Origin of the sequence: Maricaulis sp. (assembly GCF_017643475.1) — a bacterium.
Lineage (GTDB): Bacteria > Pseudomonadota > Alphaproteobacteria > Caulobacterales > Maricaulaceae > Maricaulis.
Genome location: NZ_JAEPNI010000001.1, coordinates 1,113,496 through 1,137,663, shown reverse-complemented (window position 1 = coordinate 1,137,663; position 24,168 = coordinate 1,113,496). Strand labels below are relative to the sequence as shown.

Genomic DNA, 24,168 nt, shown 5'->3' with positions numbered 1-24,168 from the left:
TCATGAGCGCATTAGAAATCCGGCAATTTGCATGTCTTTCCGATAATTACGGCTATCTGATCCACGACCCGGACAGTGGCGAGACGGCTACAATCGACACCCCGGACCCGGAGGTCATCCTGCGCGAGGCCAAGGCGGCCGGCTGGACGATTACCCAGGTCTGGAACACGCATCACCACCGGGATCACGCCGGCGGCAATGAAGCCATCAAGGCCGCCACCGGCGCCCGCATTGTCGGCCCATCCTATGACGTCGACCGCATTCCCGGCATTGATCACGAAGTTGCCGACGGGGACATCGTGGAGCTGGGCCGTTTTCGCGCCAAGGTGATCTTCACGCCCGGACATACCCGCGGGCATATCTGTTTCCTCTTTCCCACTGAGAAAGCCGCCTTTGTGGGCGACACGATGTTCGCCCTGGGGTGTGGGCGCCTGTTCGAGGGAACACCGGCTGAGATGTGGCACAGCCTCAACCGGCTGGCAGAGCTGCCAGACGAGACCAAGATCTATTGCGCGCACGAATACACGGCCGCCAATGCCGCCTTTGCCCTGACTGTCGACCCGGACAATACCGACCTGCAGGCCTATGCAGCGATGGTCGAGGCCGAGCGCGCGCGCGGTGAACCGACGGTGCCAACAACAATCGGGGCCGAAAAGGCGGCCAACCCCTTCCTGCGCGCCGGCGACCCGGCCATCCGTCTGCGCCTGAACATGGTCCGCGAGGATGATGAAGACGTCTTCGCCGAGATTCGCCGCCGCAAGGACAGTTTCTGACCATGACCCAGACCGCACAACAGATCATCGACGCACTGGACATGCAGCGCCATCCGGAAGGCGGCTGGTATGTCGAGACATTTCGCGATGTGAACGGTCCGGACGGGCGCGCGCGCTCAACAGCGATCTACTATCTTCTGGAAGCGGGGGACCGCTCGCACTGGCACCGGGTGGATGCGCTGGAAGTCTGGCACTGGCATGCCGGCGCCCCGCTGCGATTGAGTATCAGCACAGACGGTAAAACCAGCCGAGATATCGATCTGGGTCCAGACGTCGTTTCGGGGCAACGCCCCCAGGGCATTGTTCCGACACAGGCGTGGCAGGCTGCGCAAAGCCTTGGCGACTGGACACTTGTCGGTTGCACGGTTGCACCGGGGTTTGAATTTTCCGGGTTCGAGATGGCGCCATCAGAATGGGCGCCGGATGACCGGCGGGTCGACGTCCAGACCTAGCTGGTCTCGTCCATCAACGCGTTGGCGATGAGTTCGGAAGACGGACGGCCGGCATAACCGAACTCCGGAGCAATCGACACGACGAACTCGTCATCATCCCAGCGTGCCCCGGGCTCGCCGCCAATGACAATGCGCAATCTGGCAAGCTCCGGCATGCGACGACGGTCAGAGCGCAGCTGGCGCACAGCTTTCTCGATGACATTGAATGTATCGTACTGGACACCCAGTCCCGCGCGCGGCGCCGGTTCGTATTCCAGGTCGAAGCTGGTGCTGAGCAGTTCTGCCAGCGTACCGGCCAGGTCCTCGGCACGGTCCCGCACCTCGTTCGGCGAACGCGGCTGGGGCGCCAGGCCACCAGCCGGGCTGGCATAGTCCGCAATCACGCCATCGGGCGCATCAAGGGGGAAGTAGGTGGTGCCGCCCAGAGCAGTCAGGCGCACGACTTCACGTCCGGTATCGGTGACAAAGGACGTACCACCACCCGGCGCACGATTGGCGAACAGGACCAGGACTTCGGCGTCCGGGTCATCACGTTCGCGCAGCAGGGCCACGGTATTGGTGCGGTCGAAAAGGAAAAAATCGCCACTGTCGGCACGTTGGTACCAGGACGACGCCAGTTGCGATCGTTCATTTCGCAAAAGGCGGTCGCGCAGCGGGTTAGCCTGGTAACCCGCTGCAGCGCCTGCGCACATGGCAGCCGTTAGTATGGCAATTAGTATTCGCGTCATCCCGTACATCATTCTGCCCCCCATCACGGCAATTTTGGGGCAGAATGTGCAAATTGGGTTTACGCCATGTATTGACCGCCATTGATGGTCATCACGGAACCGGTCATGAAACCGGCATCCTCACTCGCCAGATAGACGACAGCCTTGGCAATCTCGTCGGCCTCGCCCAGTCGATTGACCGGAATGCCGGCGATGATGGAGTTGAGGACTTTCTCCGGAACTGCAGCCACCATGTCGGTATTAATATAGCCCGGGGCGATACAGTTGATAGTGATGCCCTTGCGCGCGGTTTCCTGGGCCAGGGCCTTGGTGAAACCGATCACACCCGCCTTTGCAGCGGAATAGTTTACCTGGCCCATCTGGCCTTTCTGGCCATTGATGGAGGAGATATTGATGACCCGGCCAAAGCCGCGCTCACGCATGCCGTCAATCAGCGGACGTGTCGTGTTGAACAGCGATGTCAGGTCCACACGGATCACGTCATTCCACTGTTCCGGGGTCATCTTGTGGAACATGCCGTCGCGGGTGATGCCGGCATTATTGACCAGGACATCTATCGGCGCTCCGGCCAGTTCCTCGGCCATTGCGATGCCTTCCACGCTGGCATCGTAGTCACCGACGTCGAACTTGACGACGGCAACGCCGGTCTCTTCGGAAAAGGCCTTCGCCTTCTCGTCATTACCGGCGTAATTCGCGATCACAGTGTATCCGGCATTTTTAAGCTGAACCGAGATCGCTGCGCCGATACCGCGCGTGCCACCTGTTACCAATGCAGTGCGTGTCATTTTGCCCCCGCCATGCTGCTTTTGCGAACAAATTGATTCTTCGCGCTTGCAGCACACCACCTCAAGCGCGTAAACCCCTAGATATATAGATCAGTGTCCTTGTCGAGCGAAAATCCTATGAAGATTTCGCCTGAAGGATGAGATGGGGAGTTCGCAGTGGCACAATCCAAAGGCACAGCTTCGGTTATCGTTATCAAGAAGTACGCAAACCGGCGCCTCTATGACACGTCCACGAGCCAGTATGTCACGCTCGATCACCTCCGTGATCTGGTGAAAAACGGGACCGATTTCCAGGTTGTGGATGCCAAGTCCGGTGAAGACCTGACGCGCGGTGTCCTGGCCCAGATCATTTTCGAGGAAGAGGCGCGCGGCGCCAATCTCCTCCCTGTCGACTTTCTGCGTCAGCTGATCAGCTTTTATGGCGACAGCCTGCAGAGTGTTGTTCCCGGCTATCTGCAGATGTCGATGAATAACTTCTCCCAGCAACAGGAAGAGTTCCGTTCCCGGATGAGCGAAGCCATGACCTCACCGCAAGCCAGCATGTCCATGCTGGAGGAACAAACCCGTCGCAACATGGAAATGTTCGGACAGGCCATGCGCATGTTCACGCCCTTTGCCGCCGGCACCACGCCGGAAGCCGAGGCCCCGGCCCAGCCAGCGGCCACTGCTGCCAAGGAAAGCGACGATGTCGCTGCCATGCGTGCCGAGCTGGATGCGATGCGTGCCAAACTGGACAAGCTGGTCAAGGACTAGCCGCCTGACCGGTTGCGGTACGGCTTGTGGTTAACAAAATCGTACCCGAATGAAACACATGGCCCGGTGATCGATCCGATCCCGGGCCATTTTTGCGCTTGCGGTTGTGTTTTGCGACCAGAATCATGGTTAATGAGTGCTTAACACTTGGCACGCGCCTTGCGACACCATTGGCATGACTATGATCCGCAGCCTCGTCACCGTCCCGACCCCGACCTCCCGGCGTGTACCGCCGGTGGGTAAGGCAAGCGGATCCAATGACCGTCCGTCGCAGCCACAAAATGCGCTCGTGCCCGTCCCGACCCAGCGAGAATCCGAGCCCCGTGCCAAGACCTCGCTGCGCGCGCGCAATGCTGCGGCGGAGGTTGTTGTCCAGGTCATCGCCGGCAATCCACGTCGCGGTATCCGCGCCGAAGCCAGCGAACAGGCGCGCTATCGCCGCGCCTATGCCAACGCCGCTGCCACCCCTGCCCCGCGTCCGCGCTGGGAGAAGTGCGCATGAGCACCCTGCTCAATGAAAAATTCGGCTTCTGGTGCGACGTCGCCCTGGGCACGGTCCTGGTGTTTGTGACGTTCTAAGTTTTTTTGGTCGCCCGCCAACTCGCTTAGCACGCGGCTCCGATGGAGCGGCGCCTGTGGCGCTTGCGATGTGGTACTGGGTTCGCTTCGCTCACGCCCCTCACCCTCGCTGCGCTCGACCTCTCCCCGTGGGGGGGAGAGATAACGCGTCACCATCTTTCTCCCGCGGGGAGAAGTGCCCTTCGTAGCCTTGGCGAAGAACGGCGATGAGGGGCTCACAAAACAACTCACACCCCACCAACAAAAAACGCCGCCCCGAATGGAGCGGCGTTTCTGGTTTAGCGTGTACTGTCAGGATCAGGCTTCGCCACCGACCGCCAGGTCGCGGCGGGCCGCAACGATGGTGACGACGAAACCAGCCACCGTGTCCATCAACGTCATCAAGGTGATGAGGAAGAAGGCTGCGGTGCCGAACTGGCCCATCAGCAGAAAGAGCGCCATGGCGATCACGAAGATCAGCATGGACAAACCGTGATTGACGATCGTCGCCGTGCCGGATCCGGCAGATTTGATGAGCTCGACAAAGAGCATCAGCATGCCGAGAATAATCAGGATATCGCCGACAGACAGCTCGAGCGAGCCATTGACCATCGGTACAGCGAATACACCGGCCGACATGTCGACGCCCATGAAGGCTGCGACCGCATAGGCGGCCACCGGAATAATCATCATTGGAAATACATTGAACATGGAGCCACCCCTGTTTGACCGGCCACCGCCACCTTGTGCGCGATTTGCCGCCATCATACCTAACAATACGCCGTTGTCCCCTCCGGCCATATCGTGTCCTTTCCTTTGCGCGACAAACGCGCCTTTCAAGACTTCAAACTAGACTTCATCCGCACCACGCGAATTCCGTGCTCTCGAATTTAACCACATCATCCCCATCATGTCTGTCAAAGAGGCGAAAAGACGGCCAAAATTCGTATATTTTGAAGCTCCGATGGTGCGGTGGCGGTGCGTAACCGGGCGGAATTCACACTTGAAACCCTCTCGATTCATCAGAGCAGGCAGGAATCGGTGCTGGTGATCGAAGAAGGGCAGCAGCAGATAGACATCACGCTTGAATGCCTTGAGACCACAGCCGGTATCATTGCAATCATCATTCAGCATGCGCTTGCGAATTCCGTTGCCGAAGCGCGAGGCGAATTTCTTCCAGGCTGAATCCTGGCGATTGGCGCTGCGATCGCCGCCCACAAGAGCCAGGTCTTCCGGTGCGTCCTCGCGCATCAACGCGTCGATCACGGTCGGCAGGTTCTCCGGCGGGTTCTGGCCGTCGCCGTCCAGCGTTGCCACGACCGTGCCGCGGGCAAACATCACACCGGTGCGAACGGAACGGGACTGACCGGCATTGTGCCGGTGCGCGAGCACGCGCAAGGCTGGCAATTCAGCCTTGGCGTCAATCAGTTCCTGGCGGGTGGTGTCCTTGGAACAATCATCGACAAAGATCATCTCGTAATTGCGCCCTTCAAGGGCGGCAGCGATCTCGCGGGCCAGCGGAACAACGTTTCCGGCTTCGTTATAAGCCGGGACAACAACGGAAATATCTGGATTTTGGCTCATCTGTGTGTCTGCTTGAGCTTGCGTCATGTGCGTTCCCCGTTACATACCGGGTTTACGACACGACGCGAGGTATTTTTACGCCTCGTGGCATTTGGAGTTCTACATGGCCGAGCTCGCTCGCGGCACCCGCGCCTATGTGATCATTGGGTTGATTGCACTGATATCCGCTTTTGCCGGGATTTTCACCCTGCCGCCGCTGGACCGGGATGAAAGCCGTTTCGCCCAGGCGACCGCGCAGATGCTCGAGACCGGCGATTTCGTCGAGATCAACTTCCTCGACACCGAGCGCAACAAGAAACCGATCGGTATTCACTGGCTCCAGGTGGTCACGGTCTCGGCCCTGTCCGACGCGGAAGCGCGCGAGATCTGGGCCTATCGGATTCCATCGGCTCTGGGTGCCCTGCTGGCCGCCCTCGCCTGTTTCTGGGGTGGCAGCCGGCTGATCGGACGCGAGGCCGCCTTTGCGGGCTCCGCCATGTTCGCAGCAACAGTGCTCCTGGGCATTGAGGGCGGGATCGCCAAGACCGACGCCATGCTGGCCGGGTGCACAACCCTGGCCATGGCCGCCTTGATGCATGTGCGCAGCGGCGAGACCGCCGGCTGGCGCACTGCGTTGATCTTCTGGTTCGCCATCGGGCTGGGCACCCTGATCAAGGGACCCGTCACGCCTATGGTCGCCGGACTGGCCGTCATCGCGCTGTTTGCCTGGGAAAGAAAACTCGCCTGGCTGAAACCGCTCGCTGTCTGGTGGGGACCGATCCTGGCCATCGCCATGGTCCTGCCCTGGCTGATCAGTATCCAGATCGCCACCGACGGCAATTTCCTGCGCGAGGCGCTTGGGGATGATCTGGGACCGAAACTCGTCTCCAGCCATGAACGTCATGGCGGGCCGATCGGATATCACCTGCTTCTGGCGCCCCTGCTCTTCTTCCCGGCGGTGCTGTTCCTGGTCCCGGGCGTCGCGCGGATTGTTGGCGCTGTGCGGGGCGAGGATGATCGTGCCGCCTCCATCGCGCGTTTCCTGATTTGCTGGGCGGTGCCGACCTGGCTGGTTTTTGAACTCCTGCCGACCAAGCTGCCGCATTATGTCCTCCCGGCCTATCCGGCAGTGGCGCTCATGGCGGGCTGGGCCTTTGTCGAGATCGGCAAGTCTGCCAATTGGCAGCGCTGGGTCAGCTGGGGCCTTTTTGCCTTTGCCGGACTGGTCTTTGCCATCGTCATTCCGACCGCCTTCCTGATCTATGGCAACAATGCCAGCTGGGACGCGGTACGCCTGTCCCTCGCCGGTTTCCAGGGCGGGTTCGACCTGGCGACGGATCCTACAGTCGGGGCGATAGTGGTCCTGACCAGCGGGATTTTCGCGGCCCTCGTAGGCGCGACGCTGCTCAGCGAACGTTTGCGGTCGGGCGTGCTGGTTCTGGCCCTGGTGGTCGTCTCCGGCCTCGCCTGGCAAATCGCCGCCCGCGGTGTGGCCCTGCCCAATGCCTATGCGGTCCGGCTTGCGGACCAAGTGCGGGCGGCGCGGGAATATTCCGAGACGATTACCGGCATTCCGGCCAGCGAGATCGTCACCGCGTCGAGCTATACCGAACCCAGCCTGGTGTTCTCCCTTGGCTCGGACACGGTGCTCGGCATGCCTGAGGATGTGATGCGTCTCGCTGCAGAGCGGCAGGAGGCCACCCTGGTGGTTCTGGACATCTCTCGTGGCCCGTGGTTGCGCCGCATCTTCACGACGGAGGGCTTCACACAGGATCAGGTGCCTGAAGCCCTTTGGAACGCATATAACCAAAGCGTTCCAGGCGCCGGAATTCTTCCACCGAGTGAACCGGATGCGGCTGGTGCTGAAGTCGCGGCTTTGGGGTATTGGGTCCGCTGGGTCATCGACACGGATGTCTGCCACGTCGGAACAGCCAGCGGCACGAATTATTCCCGCGGCGACGAGACCGTCCTGCTTCTGGCGTGGACGCGTTGCGGTAATGGTCGCCAACTTCTCGATACGCTTGATATGCCTAGGTACCAATCCTGGAATTGAGCTTGCCCGCAAGAGGACACGATATGACCAAATCCGTCGAAATCGTTGAAGTTGGTCCGCGTGACGGGCTGCAGAATGATCCTGTGCTCATGCCGACGGACGTCAAGATCGAGTTCGTCCAGCGCCTGATTGATGCCGGTGTGAAACGCATGGAAGCCGCCAGCTTCGTGCACCCCAAACTCGTTCCGGCCATGGCCGACAGCGCCGAGGTGATGCAACAGGTGCCGCGGGTTGATGGTGTCAAATATATCGGCCTTGCCCTGAACGAGAAAGGAATGCGCCGGGCCCTCGACAGTCGGTGTGACGAGGTCAACTACGTCATGGTCGCCTCGCCCGGTTTCGGGCTGAAGAACCAGAACGCCACGCCGCAACAGACCGCGGACCTGTTCGACCAGATCGCGGTGCTGGCGCATGATGACGGCGTCCCGGTCTCGGTGACCGTCTCGGTGGCCTTTGGCGACCCGTTTGATGGCGAGGTTGATCCGAAAATCCTCGGCGAACTCGCAGGCCGGGCCCGCGCTGCGGGTGCAGTCGAGTTTGCGCTGGGTGACACGATCGGTGTTGCTGATCCCTGGGCCGTGCGCCGGGCGCTGGATATCGTCAAGGCGCAGTCCGGTGACATGCGTATCCGCATGCACTTCCACAACACCCGCAACACGGCGATGGCCAATATCTATGCCGCGATCGAAGCGGGCGTGGATGTCATCGATGCCTCGGTCGGCGGGATTGGTGGCTGTCCGTTCGCGCCCGCCGCGACCGGCAATGTGGCCACGGAAGACGTCGTCTACATGCTCGACCGTGCCGGCATTGAGACGGGGCTGGATCTGGACAAGCTGATTGAGACGGCAAAATGGCTGGAGACGGACGGGCTGAAACACCCGGTCGAAAGCGCCCTGTCCCGCGCGGGCGGTTTTCCGAAAACCTGAGCTGAGGGCCTATTCGGCAGCCTGGTTGGTGTGCTCGCCCTCGGTGGACTTTGCGGACCTGCCGAACAGGCCACCGAGCTTGCTGCGAACATCCATCCACAGCACCCGCGCCCAGATTGCCAGGAAGATCGGCCCGCTGAGCAACAATGTCGCTGCGCGCTGCAGCGGCCCGGGGTAGAATTTCCAGAAATATTTCACAAAGCCAGACGCCTTGTGGGTTTCGACCTTCCACGGGCTGCTCTCGCTCGTGCCGCCATAATGCAGAATATCCGCGCGAGGCTCGAACCAGACTTCGCCACCATGCTCCCGAAGCGTTCGACAGAGGTCGATATCCTCGACGTGCAGAAAATAGCGCTCGTCAAAACCGCCGATCTTTTCGAAAACATCACGGCGCATCATCATTGCAGCACCGGAGACCGCCGGGACCAGAATCATCTCCTCAGGCAGCGGGTCCTTTTCCCAGTGAATGGAGTGCGGTCCGACTGAAATCCGGTCCAGCCCCATGAAACTGCTGGCCGCGCTGACCGGTGTCAGCTCACCACGACGCGCACCACGCTGTTCCGTGCCATCATTGTTGAGAATACGGCCACCGATGATCCAGTCGCCACCATTCATGCGACGCGCGCTCTCCTTGAGGCGCTCGGCTGTTGAAGGCACCAGAACTGCATCCGGATTGAGGAAGAGGAGAAGATCACCGCTCGCCGCTTCCGCTCCGATATTGCAGCCTTTACCAAAACCCAGATTTTCTCCGGTTTCCAGCAGGGTGAATTTCCGGTTTTCCGCAGCAAGGTCCCGCAGCTCGGCCACCACCTCGTCCGGATTGTCATGATTGACCAGAACAAACTCGTCGACATTCGGCGCCGCCAGCACGGACTTCACCGATTCCATAAGCCGTTTGCCTGTTCTCCAGGACACGGTGACAACGCTGAGTCGTTGTTCACTTACCATCACACTGACTTCCCTGAGCGCAGCAGCAGAACCGCCGTAGTCGCCAGTGCGACTGCCCCCTGATGCCATTCCTGCCACGCACCATAAGAGAAAAGCAGCAGGCTTGCATAGACTAAAACCACCCAGATGATTGCCATAGCCTGAAATTTGGTGAGCGATTTCGCGGCGTTCAGTCGCTCACCAAGACCAATCAGCGCGATTGCGAGGAGCCCTGCACCCACCAATCCGGTCTCCAGCCAGACATGCAGCGCGGCATTGTGAGGATGCAATGGCAGGGCACTGACTTCATAACCGGGGATCTCAATATCAGCCTGGAAATTCCTTGACGCATCAAGGCCGTGTCCAAACCAGGGCGATTGCCAGACCGTTTCTGAAGCAAAGGTCCAGATCTCGATGCGCCAGACCCACGAGAGGGGCAAAACCTCGCGCGCACCTTCAGGAATTAGCCCGATCAGGTTAGGCAAGACCAGAGGCATCGCCAGAACCGCGCCGGCCAACCCTCCCAGCGTTATGGCAACGGTCTGGCGCGGGAAGAACCACGCGAACGCCATTCCGAGCGTGCCAGCCAGGAGCGCAACCGCGTTGACCTGCATCTCGAAACTCGCTGCTGCCATCAAAACCAGCGCTGCCAGGATACCACCAAGCAATGGCCCACCCTTTTGCCAGCTCAGCAAGACAGCGGGACCGCCGACGAGCAGCAAGGGGGCCACGCCATGCCCCAGGGAGCGGTTGACGACAAACTGTATGTCGTGTGCTGCCCCGCTCAGGCCCTCGGCGCCTGTCTTGAAGGCCTTCGTCGCGCTGCCATCGGTCATCGCCTCGAAGAAGAAGAACAGCGAGGCACCGAATGCGAAAAAGATCAGCGCCGCCTCAATACGGGCACGCCAGATGCCGGACTGCTGCCCGACCCGGTAAGCGAACAGCGCGTATAGCGGTACGCCGAACAGGAGTTTCGGAATTTGCTGGGGGTCATCATGCGACGACCAAAGGAAGCTCAACGACGCCCAGACCAGAAACAGCCCTGCCGGAACCATCACCCAGTTCCGGTTGACGCTACGCCAGGACGCAGGCCGCAATGGCGTGATGGCCATGGCCGCCAGGGCCATGATCGGTGCGATCAACAGCCCCCCTGCCATGACGGCCGGGTAGGCCAGGATGAACATGGCACATCCAACAATACCGACCCGGGCTTCGTCCTGTGTCATACGGTTCGCCGTTCAGTTAAACCAGACTAGCGCTTGAGATCCGGCGGGGTGGCCTTGTCGCCCAGTTGGGCAATGGCGTCCGCAAGGGACATGACTTCCTGCGTTCGGCCTTCCTCGCCCAGGAAGCGCAGCGCGACTGCGCCCTCCTCGGCTTCCTTGCGACCAACCACCGCGATGACCGGCACCTTGCCGACCGAGTGTTCGCGGACCTTGTAATTGATCTTCTCGTTGCGCAGATCCGTTTCCACGCGCAGTCCGGCGTCGGACATGGCCTGGCGGACTTCCTCGGCATACCCGTCAGCGTCCGAGGTAATCGTCGCAACCACGATCTGGCGCGGCGCCAGCCAGAACGGCAGCTTGCCGGCATAATGCTCAATCAAAATGCCCGTGAAGCGTTCCAACGATCCAAAGAGTGCCCGGTGGAGCATTACCGGGCGATGATCTGCACCATCCTCCCCCGTAAACGTCACGTCAAATCGTTCCGGAAGATTGAAGTCCACCTGGATCGTTCCGCACTGCCAGTCACGGCCGATCGCATCACGCAGGACAAATTCCAGTTTCGGGCCATAAAACGCGCCCTCACCCGGATTGTAACCATAGGGTAGTCCCGTCGCTTCGAGCGCATGTTTGAGTGCCGCTTCCGATTTGTCCCAGACCTCGTCATCACCGATGCGCGCTTCCGGGCGATCAGAGAATTTGATGCGAACATCATCAAAGCCGAAATCTTTGTAGATATCCAGGATCAGATCGACGACTTTCAGACACTCGTCCTGCAGCTGTTCAGGTGTACAGAATATATGTGCGTCGTCCTGCGTGAAGTGTCGCACGCGCATCATCCCGTGCAAGGCTCCCGACGGTTCGTAACGATGCACCTTGCCAAATTCCGCCATACGTAGTGGCAGCTCTCGGTAGGAACGCTGACCAAAGTTATACACCTGAACTCCACCAGGGCAGTTCATGGGTTTAAGAGCATATTTCCGATCATCCGGCATAACCGTCGAGTACATGTTCTCACCGAATTTCTCGGCGTGACCAGAGGTCTCCCACAGGGAGTAGTCCAGCAAATCTGGCGTGTTGATTTCAACATAGCCGGCGTTTTCCTGTCGCCTGCGCATGTAGGAGATCAAAGATTGGAACAGCGACCAGCCATTCGGGTGCCAGAAAATAGAACCCGGCCCCTCTTCCTGGAAATGGAATAAACCCATCTGTTTTCCAAGGCGGCGATGATCACGCTTTTCCGCCTCTTCAAGGCGGTGTAGGTGAGCCTTGAGTTGTTTGTCATCCAGCCAGGCCGTGCCATAGATCCGTTGCAGCTGGGCATTGCGATGGTCACCACGCCAATAGGCGCCCGCCACTTTCATCAGTTTGAACGCCTTGCCGATCTTGCCCGTGGACGGCAGGTGGGGACCGCGGCACAGGTCGAACCACTCGCCCTGACGATAGATGGTAATCGGCTCACCGGCCGGCAGGTCCTCGATCAGCTCGGCCTTGAAGGATTCGCCCATCTCCTTGAACTTCGCAATTGCCTCATCACGATCCCAGACCTCGCGCTCGAAGGGTAAGTTCGCGTCGACGATTTCACGCATCCGCTTTTCGATCGCTTCAAAGTCTTCCGTCGAAAACGGCTCCTCGCGCGCGAAATCGTAATAAAATCCATTCTCGATGGCCGGCCCGATGGTGACCTGCGTTCCGGGATACAAGTCTTGAACCGCCTGCGCCAGGATATGCGCCGTATCGTGACGTACCAATTCGAGGGCCTCGACCTCGTCCTTCTTGGTGATCAGCGCGACGTCGCTGTCCCCCTCGAAAGGACGTTTCAGGTCCCAATCTTGCCCATTGACCTTGGCAAACAGCGCTGCCTTGGCCAGGGATTTGGAAATCCCCAGGGCCAGATCCAGCGGTGAGGCGCCATCTTCTAGCTCGCGTACAGAGCCGTCGGGAAGCGTGATCTTGATCATTTCTCTTTGTCCTCATGCTCGGCGTGGCCAGCCGAATACAGCGTCTCGGGTCTCGTATCTGGCAGGTCCGTCCGGAAGGCCCAGACTTTCCACCAGGGTGAAGCGGTTCGGTCCACGGGGGCCGGGTCAAAGCCGAACGTGCCGCCAGGGCGACACCGGCCGAGCCGACCAAAAGTCAGCCAGAACCCGCGCCATGCCCCCTGCTCCCGGATCGACTGCATCGAATAGGCCGAACAGGTCGGCTCATGTCGACAACGAATGCCGATCGCGTAGAACACGGGCGAGAGCGTCAGCTGATAGACGCGCAAGGCGGCGATCATGAGCCAGCTCAGCGGCCCTTTGGCAGACTTCATTCGTTCGTGCGAACACATGTCATGCAAGCCTTTTAACGCTGATGTGCGCCCTGTCCACTCTAGACCTGTTTCGGGCGCGATTTGCCACTGTTTTTCCTGTGATGATTTTGTCTTTTCGGACCGTTCGCTCCCCCTGCCGGCACGGCCGGGACGAACAGCCCTATCCAGTCAACCGGGTGGTTGTTTCAGTGGCTGTTGTGAAGGCTTCAACGGCGGCTTCAAAAGCCAGCATCACGGACTGGTGCCGGGCCGGGTATTCACGTGCGCCGTCCAGCGCAGCCAGTTCGGTAAAACGCCCCTCGGGCACCGGGCCATCCGATTTCAGCATCGCCAGCAAGCCGTCACGCGCCGCTGTGACGTCGTCTAGGCTGGCACCACGCAGATGGGCCGAGAGCACCGCCGCGGACGCCTGCCCCAGCGCGCAGGCCTTCACCCGCAGCGCATGGTCGGCAACAACACCGCCATCAATCACAAGATCGAGTTCCAGCTCGGATCCGCACAGGCGCGACACCCGGCGCACGCGGGCGTGCGGCGCATCAAGGCGTCCGATGTGCTCGATGTTTGCGGCCAGCCGCAGAACATCGCTGGAATAGAGATCGTCGATCATGGGGTCTATGTAGTCGAGGATATCGCCTGTGGCTATCAGTTCAGCGCGATATATTCCCGCTGGCCATGGCTGAGCACACGCGGAAAATCGGTCGGACCATCCGGAAGGTCCAGGTCGCGTGCATGAATGCTTGCATCCAGCACGGCATAATCCGCCAGCGCTGCAGATGCCCGCGACAGGGTCACAGCGCTGTCCTCGTCAAAGGACATCACGCGATAGATAGCATTGAACCGGCCCTTGTCATCGGCACCGGTGAGCAGGACATCAAAGACAGTCATCAAATTATCCCTCAGACCGTCTAATGAACCTAGACTGGTTCGTTAAAAGGACCAACGTTTTTTGAGGCTTGCGACGAAATGCCCGGACAGCATCAATCGGCGATCTCTTGCTCGTCCAGATAGACCGGCTCGGTGCGACCGAGGACTTCGGCGATATCGCCGATATCGGCCGGGTCGAGATCGTCCGGTGTCCAGACTTCCTCGACCTCGACCGACCAATAGCCTTCCGCCTGCGCGGAACCAGCGGCCAGCATGCCCGCCTGCTGCTCATCCCCGGCGATGACGCCAAAGGTGATGAAACAGGCACCCACAGCGTCCTCAGCCTGGACCATGACGTTGAAACCCCAAAGCGACATGCCCTACTCCTGTTTCCGCCAGGTCGAGCCTTCCGGGCCGTCATCGACCTGGACGTTGAGCGCGTTGAGCTCGTCGCGGACCGCGTCGGCCCGTGCCCAGTCCTTGTCGGCGCGCGCCTGGTTGCGGGCAGCGATGAGGCCATCGATCTGCTCGCGTTCGGCCGGGTCGATATCGGTCAGGCCGAACCAGGCATCCGGATCCCCCTGGCCAAGGCCCAGAAGGGCGCCGGCGGCCAGCAGTTCCCCCTTGGCGCGGGCCCGCTCCTCCTCGGTCTCGGCCTTGTTGGCACGGGACGCGATCTGGAACAGGACGGACAGGGCCTTGGGCGTGTTGAGATCATCAAACAGCTGATCCAGGAATTCCTGGGGCGCGGTGACGTCGGCCGCTTCCACATCTGCCAGGCGACGCAGGACGCCATAGATCCGGTCGAGCGAGCGGCGCGTCTTGGCCAGGAGGTCACTCGTCCAGGTCAGCGGCGCCCGGTAGTGCGCGGTCAGCAGCGCATAGCGCAGCACCTCGCCCGGATGCTCCTTCACCAGGTCGTGCACGAGCTGAACATTGCCCAGCGATTTCGACATCTTGTCGGTGCCCATGGTCAGGAAACCATTGTGGATCCAGTAGTTCGCCATGGCCTTGCCGCCATGGGCGCAGACGGATTGCGCGATCTCGTTTTCATGGTGCGGGAAGACCAGGTCGACACCGCCACCGTGGATATCGAAGGTTTCGCCCAGGTGCTCCGCCGTCATTGCAGAACACTCCAGGTGCCAGCCCGGACGACCACGACCCCAGGGGCTCTCCCAGCCCGGCTCGTCATCAGCCGCAGGTTTCCACAGCACGAAGTCCGCCGGATCCTTCTTGTAGGGTGCGACCTCGACCCGCGCGCCGGCGATCATGTCGTCCAGTGAACGGCGGGAGAGCTTGCCGTAGCCATCAAAGGAATTCACCGAAAACAGGACATGTCCCTCCGCCTCATAGGCGAAGCCGTCCTCGATCAGCTTGGCGGCCATCGCCACCATTTGCGGGATATGCTGGGTGGCGTGTGGCTCGATATCCGGCATCGCGACGCCGACAGAGCCCATATCCTGGCGATAGATCTCGGCATAACGTGTCGTGATCGCCTCGATCGGCTCACCCGTTTCCCTGGAGGACGCGATGATCTTGTCGTCCACATCGGTGATGTTGCGGGCATAGATCACCTTGTCCGCGCCATAGATATGGCGCAGGGCGCTGGCGAGGACATCAAACACGACGGCCGGGCGCGCATTGCCAATATGCGCGTAGTTATAAACGGTTGGACCACAGACATAGAGGGTCACACGCTCGGGGTCGATCGGTTCAAAGGGCCTCTTGCGGCGGCTCAGCGTGTCGTACAGGGTCAGCGCGGTCATGGAAAAATCCGTCGTGGACTGAAAAAATAAATAGTTGTCATGCGGCAATTCGATTGGATTTGCCACCAAGACGCCCTACATAGCCTGAAGCGTGAGAGCGCGAAACCGGAGGATTTCAGGCCCGGACTGCAAAAAGTCTTGAGCCAGTCCCCGATCCGGAAACCGGAACTACGACAGCGACGTACAAGTCCTGCCGACCCGTCAACGAAAGGATCCATTTCAATGGACGCCATGACACCTGAAGATGCCCGCATCCCTGCGGAAGAAAAAACCCGACCGACCCGCGAAGAAGCGGAAGCAGCCGTACGGACCCTTCTCTCCTGGGCCGGTGATGACCCGGACCGTGAGGGTCTGGTGGAAACCCCGAAACGCGTCGTCAAGGCGTATGAGGAATGGTTCTCTGGCTACAAGGACGACCCGGCGGCTGTCCTTGGCAAGACGTTTGAAGATGTGCAGGGCTATGATGACATCGTCATGCTGACGAATATCGACGTGGAATCCCATTGCGAACACCATATCGCGCCGATCCTGGGCGTGGCACATGTCGCCTATCTGCCAACCAAGGCCGTGGTCGGGATCTCCAAGATCGCCCGCGTCGTCGAGATCTTTGCCAAGCGCCTGCAGACCCAGGAAACCATGACCGCGCAGATCGCAGACGCCCTGACCGAGGCCATGGAGCCGCTCGGCGTGGCCGTCTATGTCGACGCCAAGCACCAGTGCATGACCACGCGCGGTGTTCACCACTCCAACGTCTCCACGATCACGACGACGTTCACCGGTGAGTTCAAGACCGACGCCGACCTGCGCAACCGCTTCTTGCGCCTGGTTGAAAAAGCCTAGAGGTTTCGACCTCCCACAAGAAACAAGGGCGACTCCATCGAGCCGCCCTTTTTTTGTGCCGGATCAGCGTCGTGACTATTCCAGGCCCAATGCCGTGCGCGCCTCAACAACCGCCGTGGCCAGTGCGTCTTCACCGCCCTCGATATCCGGCTGCACGCCAACACCTTCCCAGTTCGTGCCGGTGCGGGGGTCAATCGGCTGTTTGGTCGGCAGCCAGGCGCGGACCTGGCAGACCAGGTCGAAAGTCTCCGGCGGGTTGGCACCGCCGCCTGTCGCCGCCCCCACGACCACAGCGCGGCCGTCCGTCTGCAGGCCATAGGACAGCGCTTCCGCAGCGGAGAAACTGTCCCCGTCCACCAGGATATAGACCGGCTTGTCCGCCCCGTACCGAACCGGCAGGTGCAGGGGCTCGAATTCGCCAAACCATTCCTCTGAGTGGTCAACGCCATGGCGATCGACGAATTGCAGGCGCGGATAGTCGTCACGGCCCAGTACATACCGACGCACGGCATCCACCGAAGCGCCCTCTCCGCCCGGATTGCCCCGCACATCAATAATCAGCGCGCTGGAGTGCGAGAGAAACTGGAAGGCCGACTGATAGGTCTCACCCGCGATGTCGGTATGGTGGAAACCGGTCAGGCGCAGATAGCCGATATTGCCCTCCATCACCTCGACCCGCTGGACACCGAAATTCGTGGCCGGGGCATTGGCGACCCAGGTCGCTTCCCAGTCTTCCTCGGGCGCATCCGGATCAAAGAAGTCGAACATGAAGTGGAGATCGCCTGTCACGTCGCGCAGGTGAAATGTCAGCTCGCGGCCAAATTCCTCGGCATCCAGGTTTTCGATCACCCATTCATCCGTGATCGCCGCGGCGGCGCGCGCACCGACTTCCGGGATCACATATTGCTCGGCGACGACTTCTCTCAGCTCGGCAGCCAGTTCCAGCGGGGTTTCGCACACCGGATTGGCGGCGAGCGCGATCAACATACTCAACATCACTTGTCTTCCTCAGTTTTCAGGGCACGCCGGATACGGTCGGCGAAAGGGTCGGCCTCCAGGCTCTCAATGGCCTCGGCCAGAAGGTCGGACAGCGGATAGGCCAGGCCCTCATCCAGGCTCGCTGCAGCCTCGCGCGTCGCAGCCCACTGGCCTTCCAGCGTTTCGCGAAGGCTCTCGCCATGGGCACTCAGCGCGATGCGGCGCTGGCGGCGATCCTCGGATTTCGCATCCACGACCAGATCCGCCTTTTTCATTTCGCGCAGGGTCTGGCTGACCGCCGGCTGGGTCAGGCCGGACCTGTTCGCCAGCTCGCCCACCGTCATCGCCCCCTCGCGCAACAAGAGGCGCATGACCGGCGTATAACGCGGCCGATAGTCCAGCCCGGCCTGTTCATAGAATTTGACGACATCGCCATCGAGCAATTCCAGCAAGCGGCGAACCTGGGTTCCAAAGGTTTGTTTGACGCGGGTCATAAGCACTCCATAAGCCCTTATATAAATGCTTATGGAATGGCCGCGCTGATGTCAACTCCCGAACTTCAAGTGGGACAGACACACCTACGCCGGCTCAGGCCAGGCCCCGGAACATGCTCGGGGGAATGCGTTGTCTCCCCAATACTTCCGTCATCCCACGGTGGCTGCGCAGCAGACATCCGGGGGACCTCGACTATCCTTTTGACAGGTTAGCTGAGGTCACCCGGACAAGCCGGGTGATGACGGTGGATTGAAGTATTCTGCGTCTATCCCACCCCACCCCGTCATCCTGACGAAGGTCAGGACCCAGTTCGTAAGGCTCGTTCATGCTCCAGAAAGCATCATCACCTGAAACACCGGCACCCTTCGAACTGGGCCCCGATCTTCATCGGGGTGACGGTGATGAGGGTCGCTTGTTGTCTTTCACTTCCACCGGTGCATGTCGGGCTTCGGAACACGTTCGGGGAAACGCGTTGTACTGGCCAAAACCTCAGGGCCCGAAAAGTGTGTCTGTCCCCAATTACTCGTGTCTCAACTTTCGCGGCTCTCCCGCGACAAAAGACATCGATTCAAATTGAACATCACTGATCCCGGCTTCGACAACCTGCTTAGCCAACCTCTCACTGACGCAGAGTGACCCAGTTATTGAATCACGAAACAAACCGACTTCGACGTCTAGCTGTTCATTTGGAACCAATGTTTCCATGCTCTGGACAACCACCTTTGGAATAGTTGGAAACGACTCCCCAATGGCGTCGAGCTTTCTGGGCCTGTCGGGAATCTCCAAAAGCTTTACCGACGAACGCTCAAGGTCGACCGCTTCCCTGCAAGGAAGAACCAGGGCGAGATCATAGCGCTGGCCCAACCGCCTTTCCATCGCCCTATAGTCAACCACAGGCACGTGCCAGACGGTGTCTGACCCGCAATCCAGAGCATTCACAAGTTTCTCCGAAAACACATGAACCCCCGCTTCCCAGATCAAGTTTGGGCGAAAGGAATCATCGAGGTTGAGCTCTACCTCGCTCAGGCCACCAAATAGTGCTTCTCCACCCCATTTAGTCAGATCCCGCAGCGCTCGGTAGGGTGCAAGTACGTCGTCGAAGCTTCCAAGATTGGGTAGAAACACATGCCTGTCGTGAGCGACAAAATCATAGAACGATGTCGCCGGACGCATGATCCAAAACGTATCCTGCATTCACTAGACCTTCAGTTTTTTCACATGCGGGAAACACTTCCCGGCAACGATGAATAGTGCGGCGAGAGTGCGAGCCTGAACCACTAGCCCGTGACTGAAAAACCGGGCCAGGCACATTCTCACGGCTCAGCCCATCCCCAGACGTTTGCCCAACAGCGAGACGCGTACGAAAACACCTCTGTCTCCGACACCCCTAACCAACCCGCTCCACCTCCGGCACCCCAGCACCATCACGCGTCAAACGCCATGCGCTTTCCACAGCTGCGGAATAATTGCGCTTGAGCACGGTGGAGACGCTGACATATTCCGCATCCATCACCGTGGGGGTCAGGGTCATGCGGATATAGCCGTGATCGGTCATGTTGCAGTGGCTGACCGCCGGGTTCGCCTCTCGCATCATCTCGCCATAGTCCACACCCGGCGCTGCAAAGCTGGAGAAGGGCGACGGGCTTGTGACGGAGGCAGTGACAAACTCGGTGCCCACGCGATTGCCGTCATTGTCGGCCAGGTCATTGGTCCAGAAAGAATGCACATCGCCGGTGACCGTGATGACGTCGGCATCCACCGCGCGCAGGGCGGCGAACAGGCGCTCGCGTTCGGCGGGGAAACCGTCCCACATGTCCAGATTGAACGGGATCTCGAAACGGGTGGAATTGATGAAACGCCGCGCGAATTCATTGTCACGTGTCGCCACCCAGCGCAGCCAGCCCGGCATTTCAGTGGTGAAATCGGGGAAATTGACCCGGCTCATGATCACCTGATTGCCCAGGATACGCCACGGCTTGCCCGCCTGGACCGAGGCCGCACAGGCGGCCTGGACGTCGGCGATCTGCTGCGCGCCCATCAGCTCGCGATCATCGGCGCCGATCTCGTCACGTTTCCAGTTTGCGACGATGGCCAAGTTTTCCTCGGTCATCTCCGAATTGGGATCGATCGGGAAATCCTCGTAATCCATCACTTCGGAACGCGCGGTCAGGCGGGTTTCCAGCATGCACAACGTCGCCAGATCGCCGATCTCGAACACGCCGCGGCGATCAATCAGGTTTGCCGGCTCGCGTGACGGGGTCCAGTCATACCAGGCCCGCACGGCGGCATCGCGCCGCTCATACCAGTCGCCCTCGCTGGAATCATGGTTTTCCGCCCCGGTGGCATAGCTGTCATTGGCAGTCTCGTGATCATCCCAGACCATGATCCAGGGCGCGGCGCCATGCAGAGCCTGCAGGTCCGGGTCCGACTTGTACTGGGCGTGGCGCGCCACATAGTCGGCATACTCCACGATTTCGTGCACCGGATCGGACACGCGATTGAGCTCGACAGACTTGGCGGACGCATAGCCATCGGCCGGGTATTCATAGATGTAATCGCCCAGGTGAAGAACGAGGTCGAGTTCGCCGTTTTCAGCGGCCTCGCGATAGACGTTGAAATGTCCGGCCGGGAAGTTGGAACACGAAAAGACGCCAATCCGGTACTGCTCGACACCGCCCGCCGGAAGCGTGCGCGTCACGCCGACAGGCGAATAATCGTCGTTCAATCGGAAGCGGTAGAAATAGGTCATCCCCGGCAGCAGGCCCTCCGCCAAGATTTTCAGCGTGCCCAGCGGCTGGGGCACGACATACATGATCGTCTCACCCTGCTCGAAGATGATGTCCTGAAACTCCGCATCACGGGCCAGTTCCACGCCGCGATAGCCACCGCCATCATCGCTCAGCGCTGTCCACAGCATGACGCTGGTCTGGTCAGGGTCGCCGGAGGCCACACCGTGGCGGAAATGTCCCTCGGTCGGCGGCTCGAAACGATCAATGCGCTCGGAACAGGCCCCAACCGCGAGGCCGGCACCGGCTGCGCCCAGAAGTGCGCCACGGCGCGTCAGCTTGATCTTTTCCATCATTTCCCCCTGCACAAATCACGCATCTATTAGACCGCAAATATTGCGCCCAAGCGACAGCAAGGCTAGTCGCTTTCCAATGAGCGATGCAGAAAACACAATCCGCGAGATCGAAGCCGAGGCCGAACACCAGGGTCAGCGGCTGGATCGATGGCTGGCCAACAGCTGGGAAGAGCTCTCCCGGTCGCGCATCAAGGCGCTGATCGAGGAGGAACGGCTGAGCGTTGACGGACAAATGCTGAAAGACCCTTCGGCCAAGGTCCAGGCCGGCTCGACCTATGCGCTGACCATTCCGGCCCCGCGCCCGGACAAGCCGATCCCGGAAAAGATGGATCTGAACATCCTGCACGAGGATGCGGATCTGATCGTGATCATGAAACCCTCCGGCCTGACGGTGCACCCGGCAGCGGGCCACTGGACCGGCACGCTGGTGCATGGCCTGCTCTATCATTGTGCAGGCTCACTGTCGGGCATCGGGGGCGTGGAACGTCCGGGTATCGTCCACCGGCTGGACATGGACACGTCCGGCGTGATGGTGGTCGCCAAGTCGGATGCGGCGCACAAGGGCCTCACCGACCAGTTTGCAAAACACTCGGTCGAGCGCGCCTATATCGCCTTTACCAAGGGCATGCCAAAGGCCAAGGCCGGACGCATCGAGACCCAGCTGGTGCGCTCGTCCAAGGATCGCAAGAAATTCGAGGTGCCGCACGATCCCCACAGCGAGGCGGGCAAACACGCGATCACCAATTACCAGACGCTGGCGCGTTTCGGTCAGGCCCCCAATGCCGCCATCGGCACGGGCCTGGCGGCCAAGGTGGAATGCCGCCTGGAGACGGGACGCACGCACCAGATCCGCGTGCACATGGCCCATATCGGCTGTCCGCTGCTGGGTGATCCGGTTTATGGAAGCCGCCGCGGCGGTATTATCGGTTCCAGCGACAATGGCCGCGAGCTCAAGGAATTCCGCCGCCAGGCCCTGCACGCGGCCATACTGGGTTTTGAACATCCGGTGACGGGCGAGCAGATGCGCTTCGAGGCCGAAATGCCCAAGGACATGCAGCGGCTGGAAAAATTCCTGGAACGACTGTGATCGGCTAGCCTCTCCCCTTGCATCTGATCGCCCGATGTGGAGATTGGATCCAATAATCGGTGACACACCGTATGGGGAGAGTGCGCAATGACAGTGACCATGACACGCGGTGTCGGCGGATCCACGGCCGAGGCGGAGCTGGCCCGGCTGGACAATATGCTCGGCCATTGTCAGCCCATCCCGGTCGAGGAACACAAGGACCGCATCTCTGCTCTCCAGGCACGCATGTCAGTCGCGGGCCTGGATGCCGTCTATATCGATGCTGGCAGCAATCTGACCTATTACACCGGCACCAAATGGTATCAGACCGAGCGCCTGATGGGCGCGGTCATCCCTGCGAGTGGCGATATCATCTATGTCGGACCGGCCTTTGAGGACGGGACGATCCGCGATTTCATGACGGTCGAAGCCCGGCTGGAGGGCTGGCAGGAGCATGAGGATCCCTATGCCCTCACCGCCAGCCTGCTGGCGGGATGTGTCAAGGTCGGGCTGGATCCCTCGATGCCACTGTTCCGGGTCACCGGTCTCAAGGCGACCTGTGATGCAGAGCTGGTTGATGCTGGCGACGTCATTCTTTTCGGGCGCTCCCGCAAGTCGGAGAACGAGCTGGCACTGATGCAGGCGACCAAGACCGCCACGCTGGAAGTGCACAAGGCCGCTGCGCGCATCCTGCGCGAGGGCATCACGACCCGGGAAGTCACCGAATTCATCCATGCCGCCCACAAGAAGATCGGCGCCCCGGACGGTTCGACCTTCTGCATCGTCCTGTTCGGACCGGACAGCGCCTTCCCGCATGGTGTCTCCACACCCAAGCCGCTGGAGCGCGGTGACATGGTGCTGATCGATACCGGCTGTGCCATCCATGGCTATCAGTCCGACATCACCCGCTCCTATGTGTTTGGAGAACCAACGGCGCAGCAGCGCCGGGTCTGGGAGGCGGAAAAGGCCTGCCAGCTCGCGGCTTTTGATGCCGCCCAGCTGGGCCAGCCCTGTTCAGCAGCCGATGATGCAGCCCGAGCAGAGGGCGAGCGCCGCGGCTTCGGTCCGGGCTATCAGCTGCCGGGAACGCCGCATCGCACCGGCCATGGCATTGGCCTGGACATTCATGAAGGGCCCTATCTGGTGGGCAATGACAGGACACCGCTGGATATCGGCATGTGTTTTTCCAACGAGCCGATGATCTGCGTGCCGGGTGAGTTCGGCATTCGTCTGGAAGACCATTTCTACATGGCCGCAGACGGTCCGCGCTGGTTTACCCAACCCAGCAAGTCGATCGATGACCCGTTCGGCTAGGCCGGAACAGGTTTGAAGTCTTCGGTGTAATTGCGCTCGAAAACCGAACGAACAATCGGATTTTGCTCACACGCCCGCACCGCAGCCAGCAGGCGCGGACAATGGGTCTCGAACCAGTCCCGGCGCGGCGACCAATAGCTCATCATGGCGACATAGATGTCCAGCAGGCTCATCGTGTCTCCGAGCAGGAACGTCCCTTTGCTATCAGCAAAGGCTGCCTCCATAACGATCCACAACTGTTTGCGACGCTCATTGGCCTGTTCCAGCAAAACGTCATGGGTTGCCGGATCGGGATGGAAACGTTCCGGCCCGTCCGAGATGGTGAAGGTTGAATAGAGGCCCGCGCTGAGAAAGCCGAGCCAGCGCAGATACTCCACCCGGGCCACGTCATTGGGCCGCGGCGCCAGCGTGTACTGGCCATCAAGATCGCCCAGATAGATCAGGATCGACGCGCTCTCGGTCATGATCCGGCCATCGGGCAGTTTGAGCGTAGGAATCTGGACGAGCGGATTGATCTCACGGATGCACGCCTTGTCCGCCTCGCTGCCAAGCGGATCCGCCTCGACACGCTCATAGGCCTGTCCGAGCAGTTCCAGGGCAAGCTCGATACAGACAGAACCGAACCCTTCGGCGCGCAGGAGTGTGTAGCTCATCTTGTTTCCCTTTCAGCGGGCAGACCTTCTAGCCCGCCCCTGCTGACAGCCTTGT

At 60.4% G+C, this 24,168-nt stretch carries 26 protein-coding genes; 9 read left to right on the top strand and 17 right to left on the bottom strand.

What is annotated here, in order from left to right; all coding sequences use genetic code 11:
* The first annotated feature begins 2 nt into the window (after positions 1-2).
* Positions 3-773, top strand: a complete 771-nt coding sequence (gene gloB / locus JJ889_RS05445) for a hydroxyacylglutathione hydrolase (RefSeq protein ID WP_291892366.1) — start codon at positions 3-5, stop codon at positions 771-773.
* Positions 774-775: 2 nt separating this feature from the next.
* Complete coding sequence (locus JJ889_RS05440; RefSeq protein ID WP_291892364.1) at positions 776-1,225, top strand: cupin domain-containing protein; 450 nt, start codon at positions 776-778, stop codon at positions 1,223-1,225.
* On the opposite strand, the gene JJ889_RS05435 is transcribed toward JJ889_RS05440, so the two are convergent.
* Positions 1,222-1,965: a DUF4908 domain-containing protein gene (locus JJ889_RS05435; RefSeq protein ID WP_291892362.1), complete on the bottom strand. Its 744-nt coding sequence runs from the start codon at positions 1,963-1,965 to the stop codon at positions 1,222-1,224. The genes JJ889_RS05440 and JJ889_RS05435 overlap by 4 nt on opposite strands.
* A 47-nt stretch (positions 1,966-2,012) precedes the next feature.
* Complete coding sequence (phbB, locus tag JJ889_RS05430) at positions 2,013-2,738, bottom strand: acetoacetyl-CoA reductase (RefSeq protein WP_291892361.1); 726 nt, start codon at positions 2,736-2,738, stop codon at positions 2,013-2,015.
* 156 nt (positions 2,739-2,894) lie between these two features.
* On the opposite strand from phbB, the gene phaR reads away from it, so the two are divergent.
* Positions 2,895-3,491: a polyhydroxyalkanoate synthesis repressor PhaR gene (gene phaR, locus JJ889_RS05425; RefSeq protein WP_291892358.1), complete on the top strand. Its 597-nt coding sequence runs from the start codon at positions 2,895-2,897 to the stop codon at positions 3,489-3,491.
* Positions 3,492-3,666: 175 nt separating this feature from the next.
* Positions 3,667-3,993: a hypothetical protein gene (locus JJ889_RS05420; protein WP_291892357.1), complete on the top strand. Its 327-nt coding sequence runs from the start codon at positions 3,667-3,669 to the stop codon at positions 3,991-3,993.
* Positions 3,994-4,367: 374 nt separating this feature from the next.
* On the opposite strand, the gene JJ889_RS05415 is transcribed toward JJ889_RS05420, so the two are convergent.
* Positions 4,368-4,760 (bottom strand): hypothetical protein, encoded by a 393-nt coding sequence (locus JJ889_RS05415; RefSeq protein WP_291892355.1) that lies wholly within the window; start codon positions 4,758-4,760, stop codon positions 4,368-4,370.
* Positions 4,761-4,898: 138 nt separating this feature from the next.
* On the bottom strand, positions 4,899-5,633 hold the full coding sequence (locus JJ889_RS05410) for a glycosyltransferase family 2 protein (protein ID WP_291892353.1): 735 nt from the start codon (positions 5,631-5,633) through the stop codon (positions 4,899-4,901).
* Positions 5,634-5,736: 103 nt separating this feature from the next.
* Here JJ889_RS05410 and JJ889_RS05405 point away from each other — a divergent pair, with 103 nt between their 5' ends.
* Both JJ889_RS05405 and JJ889_RS05400 read left to right on the top strand, forming a co-directional pair.
* Positions 5,737-7,665 carry a glycosyltransferase family 39 protein gene (locus JJ889_RS05405; RefSeq protein WP_291892351.1) on the top strand — a complete coding sequence of 643 codons (1,929 nt, stop codon included), beginning with the start codon at positions 5,737-5,739 and terminating at the stop codon, positions 7,663-7,665.
* 23 nt (positions 7,666-7,688) lie between these two features.
* Positions 7,689-8,591, top strand: a complete 903-nt coding sequence (locus tag JJ889_RS05400; RefSeq protein WP_291892349.1) for a hydroxymethylglutaryl-CoA lyase — start codon at positions 7,689-7,691, stop codon at positions 8,589-8,591.
* Between the two features lie 9 nt (positions 8,592-8,600).
* On the opposite strand, the gene JJ889_RS05395 is transcribed toward JJ889_RS05400, so the two are convergent.
* From JJ889_RS05395 to cysS, 8 genes are all read right to left on the bottom strand, one after another.
* On the bottom strand, positions 8,601-9,539 hold the full coding sequence (locus tag JJ889_RS05395; RefSeq protein ID WP_291892346.1) for a glycosyltransferase family 2 protein: 939 nt from the start codon (positions 9,537-9,539) through the stop codon (positions 8,601-8,603).
* Positions 9,539-10,702, bottom strand: a complete 1,164-nt coding sequence (locus JJ889_RS05390) for an O-antigen ligase (protein WP_291892345.1) — start codon at positions 10,700-10,702, stop codon at positions 9,539-9,541. Before JJ889_RS05390 ends, JJ889_RS05395 begins: the two co-directional genes overlap by 1 nt.
* Before the next feature lie 68 nt (positions 10,703-10,770).
* The gene (gene thrS, locus JJ889_RS05385) at positions 10,771-12,702 is read right to left on the bottom strand and encodes a threonine--tRNA ligase (protein WP_291892344.1); all 1,932 of its coding nucleotides are present in this window, start codon (positions 12,700-12,702) and stop codon (positions 10,771-10,773) included.
* Positions 12,699-13,055 (bottom strand): membrane protein insertion efficiency factor YidD, encoded by a 357-nt coding sequence (gene yidD / locus JJ889_RS05380; RefSeq protein ID WP_291892342.1) that lies wholly within the window; start codon positions 13,053-13,055, stop codon positions 12,699-12,701. The genes thrS and yidD overlap by 4 nt, the downstream gene beginning before the upstream one ends.
* Positions 13,056-13,215: 160 nt before the next feature.
* Complete coding sequence (locus tag JJ889_RS05375) at positions 13,216-13,662, bottom strand: iron-sulfur cluster assembly scaffold protein (RefSeq protein ID WP_291892340.1); 447 nt, start codon at positions 13,660-13,662, stop codon at positions 13,216-13,218.
* 35 nt (positions 13,663-13,697) lie between these two features.
* Entirely contained in the window at positions 13,698-13,940 is a 243-nt protein-coding gene (locus tag JJ889_RS05370) for a hypothetical protein (RefSeq protein WP_291892337.1), read from the bottom strand.
* A gap of 92 nt (positions 13,941-14,032) precedes the next feature.
* Positions 14,033-14,296, bottom strand: a complete 264-nt coding sequence (locus JJ889_RS05365; protein ID WP_291892335.1) for a hypothetical protein — start codon at positions 14,294-14,296, stop codon at positions 14,033-14,035.
* 3 nt (positions 14,297-14,299) lie between these two features.
* On the bottom strand, positions 14,300-15,685 hold the full coding sequence (gene cysS / locus JJ889_RS05360) for a cysteine--tRNA ligase (protein ID WP_291892332.1): 1,386 nt from the start codon (positions 15,683-15,685) through the stop codon (positions 14,300-14,302).
* Positions 15,686-15,907: 222 nt separating this feature from the next.
* Between cysS and folE the strand changes: the two genes are divergently transcribed.
* Positions 15,908-16,525: a GTP cyclohydrolase I FolE gene (gene folE, locus JJ889_RS05355; RefSeq protein WP_291892329.1), complete on the top strand. Its 618-nt coding sequence runs from the start codon at positions 15,908-15,910 to the stop codon at positions 16,523-16,525.
* 75 nt (positions 16,526-16,600) lie between these two features.
* On the opposite strand, the gene JJ889_RS05350 is transcribed toward folE, so the two are convergent.
* The 4 genes from JJ889_RS05350 to JJ889_RS05335 all read right to left on the bottom strand — a co-directional run bounded on the left by JJ889_RS05350 (position 16,601) and on the right by JJ889_RS05335 (position 21,077).
* Positions 16,601-17,521 (bottom strand): S41 family peptidase, encoded by a 921-nt coding sequence (locus tag JJ889_RS05350; RefSeq protein ID WP_291892327.1) that lies wholly within the window; start codon positions 17,519-17,521, stop codon positions 16,601-16,603.
* On the bottom strand, positions 17,521-17,997 hold the full coding sequence (locus tag JJ889_RS05345) for a MarR family transcriptional regulator (RefSeq protein WP_291892324.1): 477 nt from the start codon (positions 17,995-17,997) through the stop codon (positions 17,521-17,523). Before JJ889_RS05345 ends, JJ889_RS05350 begins: the two co-directional genes overlap by 1 nt.
* Positions 17,998-18,517: 520 nt before the next feature.
* Positions 18,518-19,192, bottom strand: a complete 675-nt coding sequence (locus tag JJ889_RS05340) for a hypothetical protein (protein WP_291892321.1) — start codon at positions 19,190-19,192, stop codon at positions 18,518-18,520.
* 193 nt (positions 19,193-19,385) lie between these two features.
* A complete protein-coding gene (locus JJ889_RS05335) occupies positions 19,386-21,077 on the bottom strand; it encodes an alkaline phosphatase D family protein (RefSeq protein WP_291892320.1) in 1,692 nt (563 codons plus the stop codon).
* Between the two features lie 79 nt (positions 21,078-21,156).
* Here JJ889_RS05335 and JJ889_RS05330 point away from each other — a divergent pair, with 79 nt between their 5' ends.
* Together JJ889_RS05330 and JJ889_RS05325 are read left to right on the top strand one after the other, a co-directional pair.
* Positions 21,157-22,167, top strand: coding sequence for an RluA family pseudouridine synthase (locus JJ889_RS05330; protein WP_291892317.1), 1,011 nt, complete (start codon positions 21,157-21,159; stop codon positions 22,165-22,167).
* Positions 22,168-22,266: 99 nt separating this feature from the next.
* The gene (locus JJ889_RS05325) at positions 22,267-23,460 is read left to right on the top strand and encodes a Xaa-Pro peptidase family protein (protein WP_366940057.1); all 1,194 of its coding nucleotides are present in this window, start codon (positions 22,267-22,269) and stop codon (positions 23,458-23,460) included.
* Here the strand turns inward: JJ889_RS05325 and JJ889_RS05320 are convergent.
* Positions 23,457-24,113, bottom strand: coding sequence for a glutathione S-transferase family protein (locus tag JJ889_RS05320; RefSeq protein ID WP_291892311.1), 657 nt, complete (start codon positions 24,111-24,113; stop codon positions 23,457-23,459). The genes JJ889_RS05325 and JJ889_RS05320 overlap by 4 nt on opposite strands.
* Between the last annotated feature and the right edge of the window lie 55 nt (positions 24,114-24,168).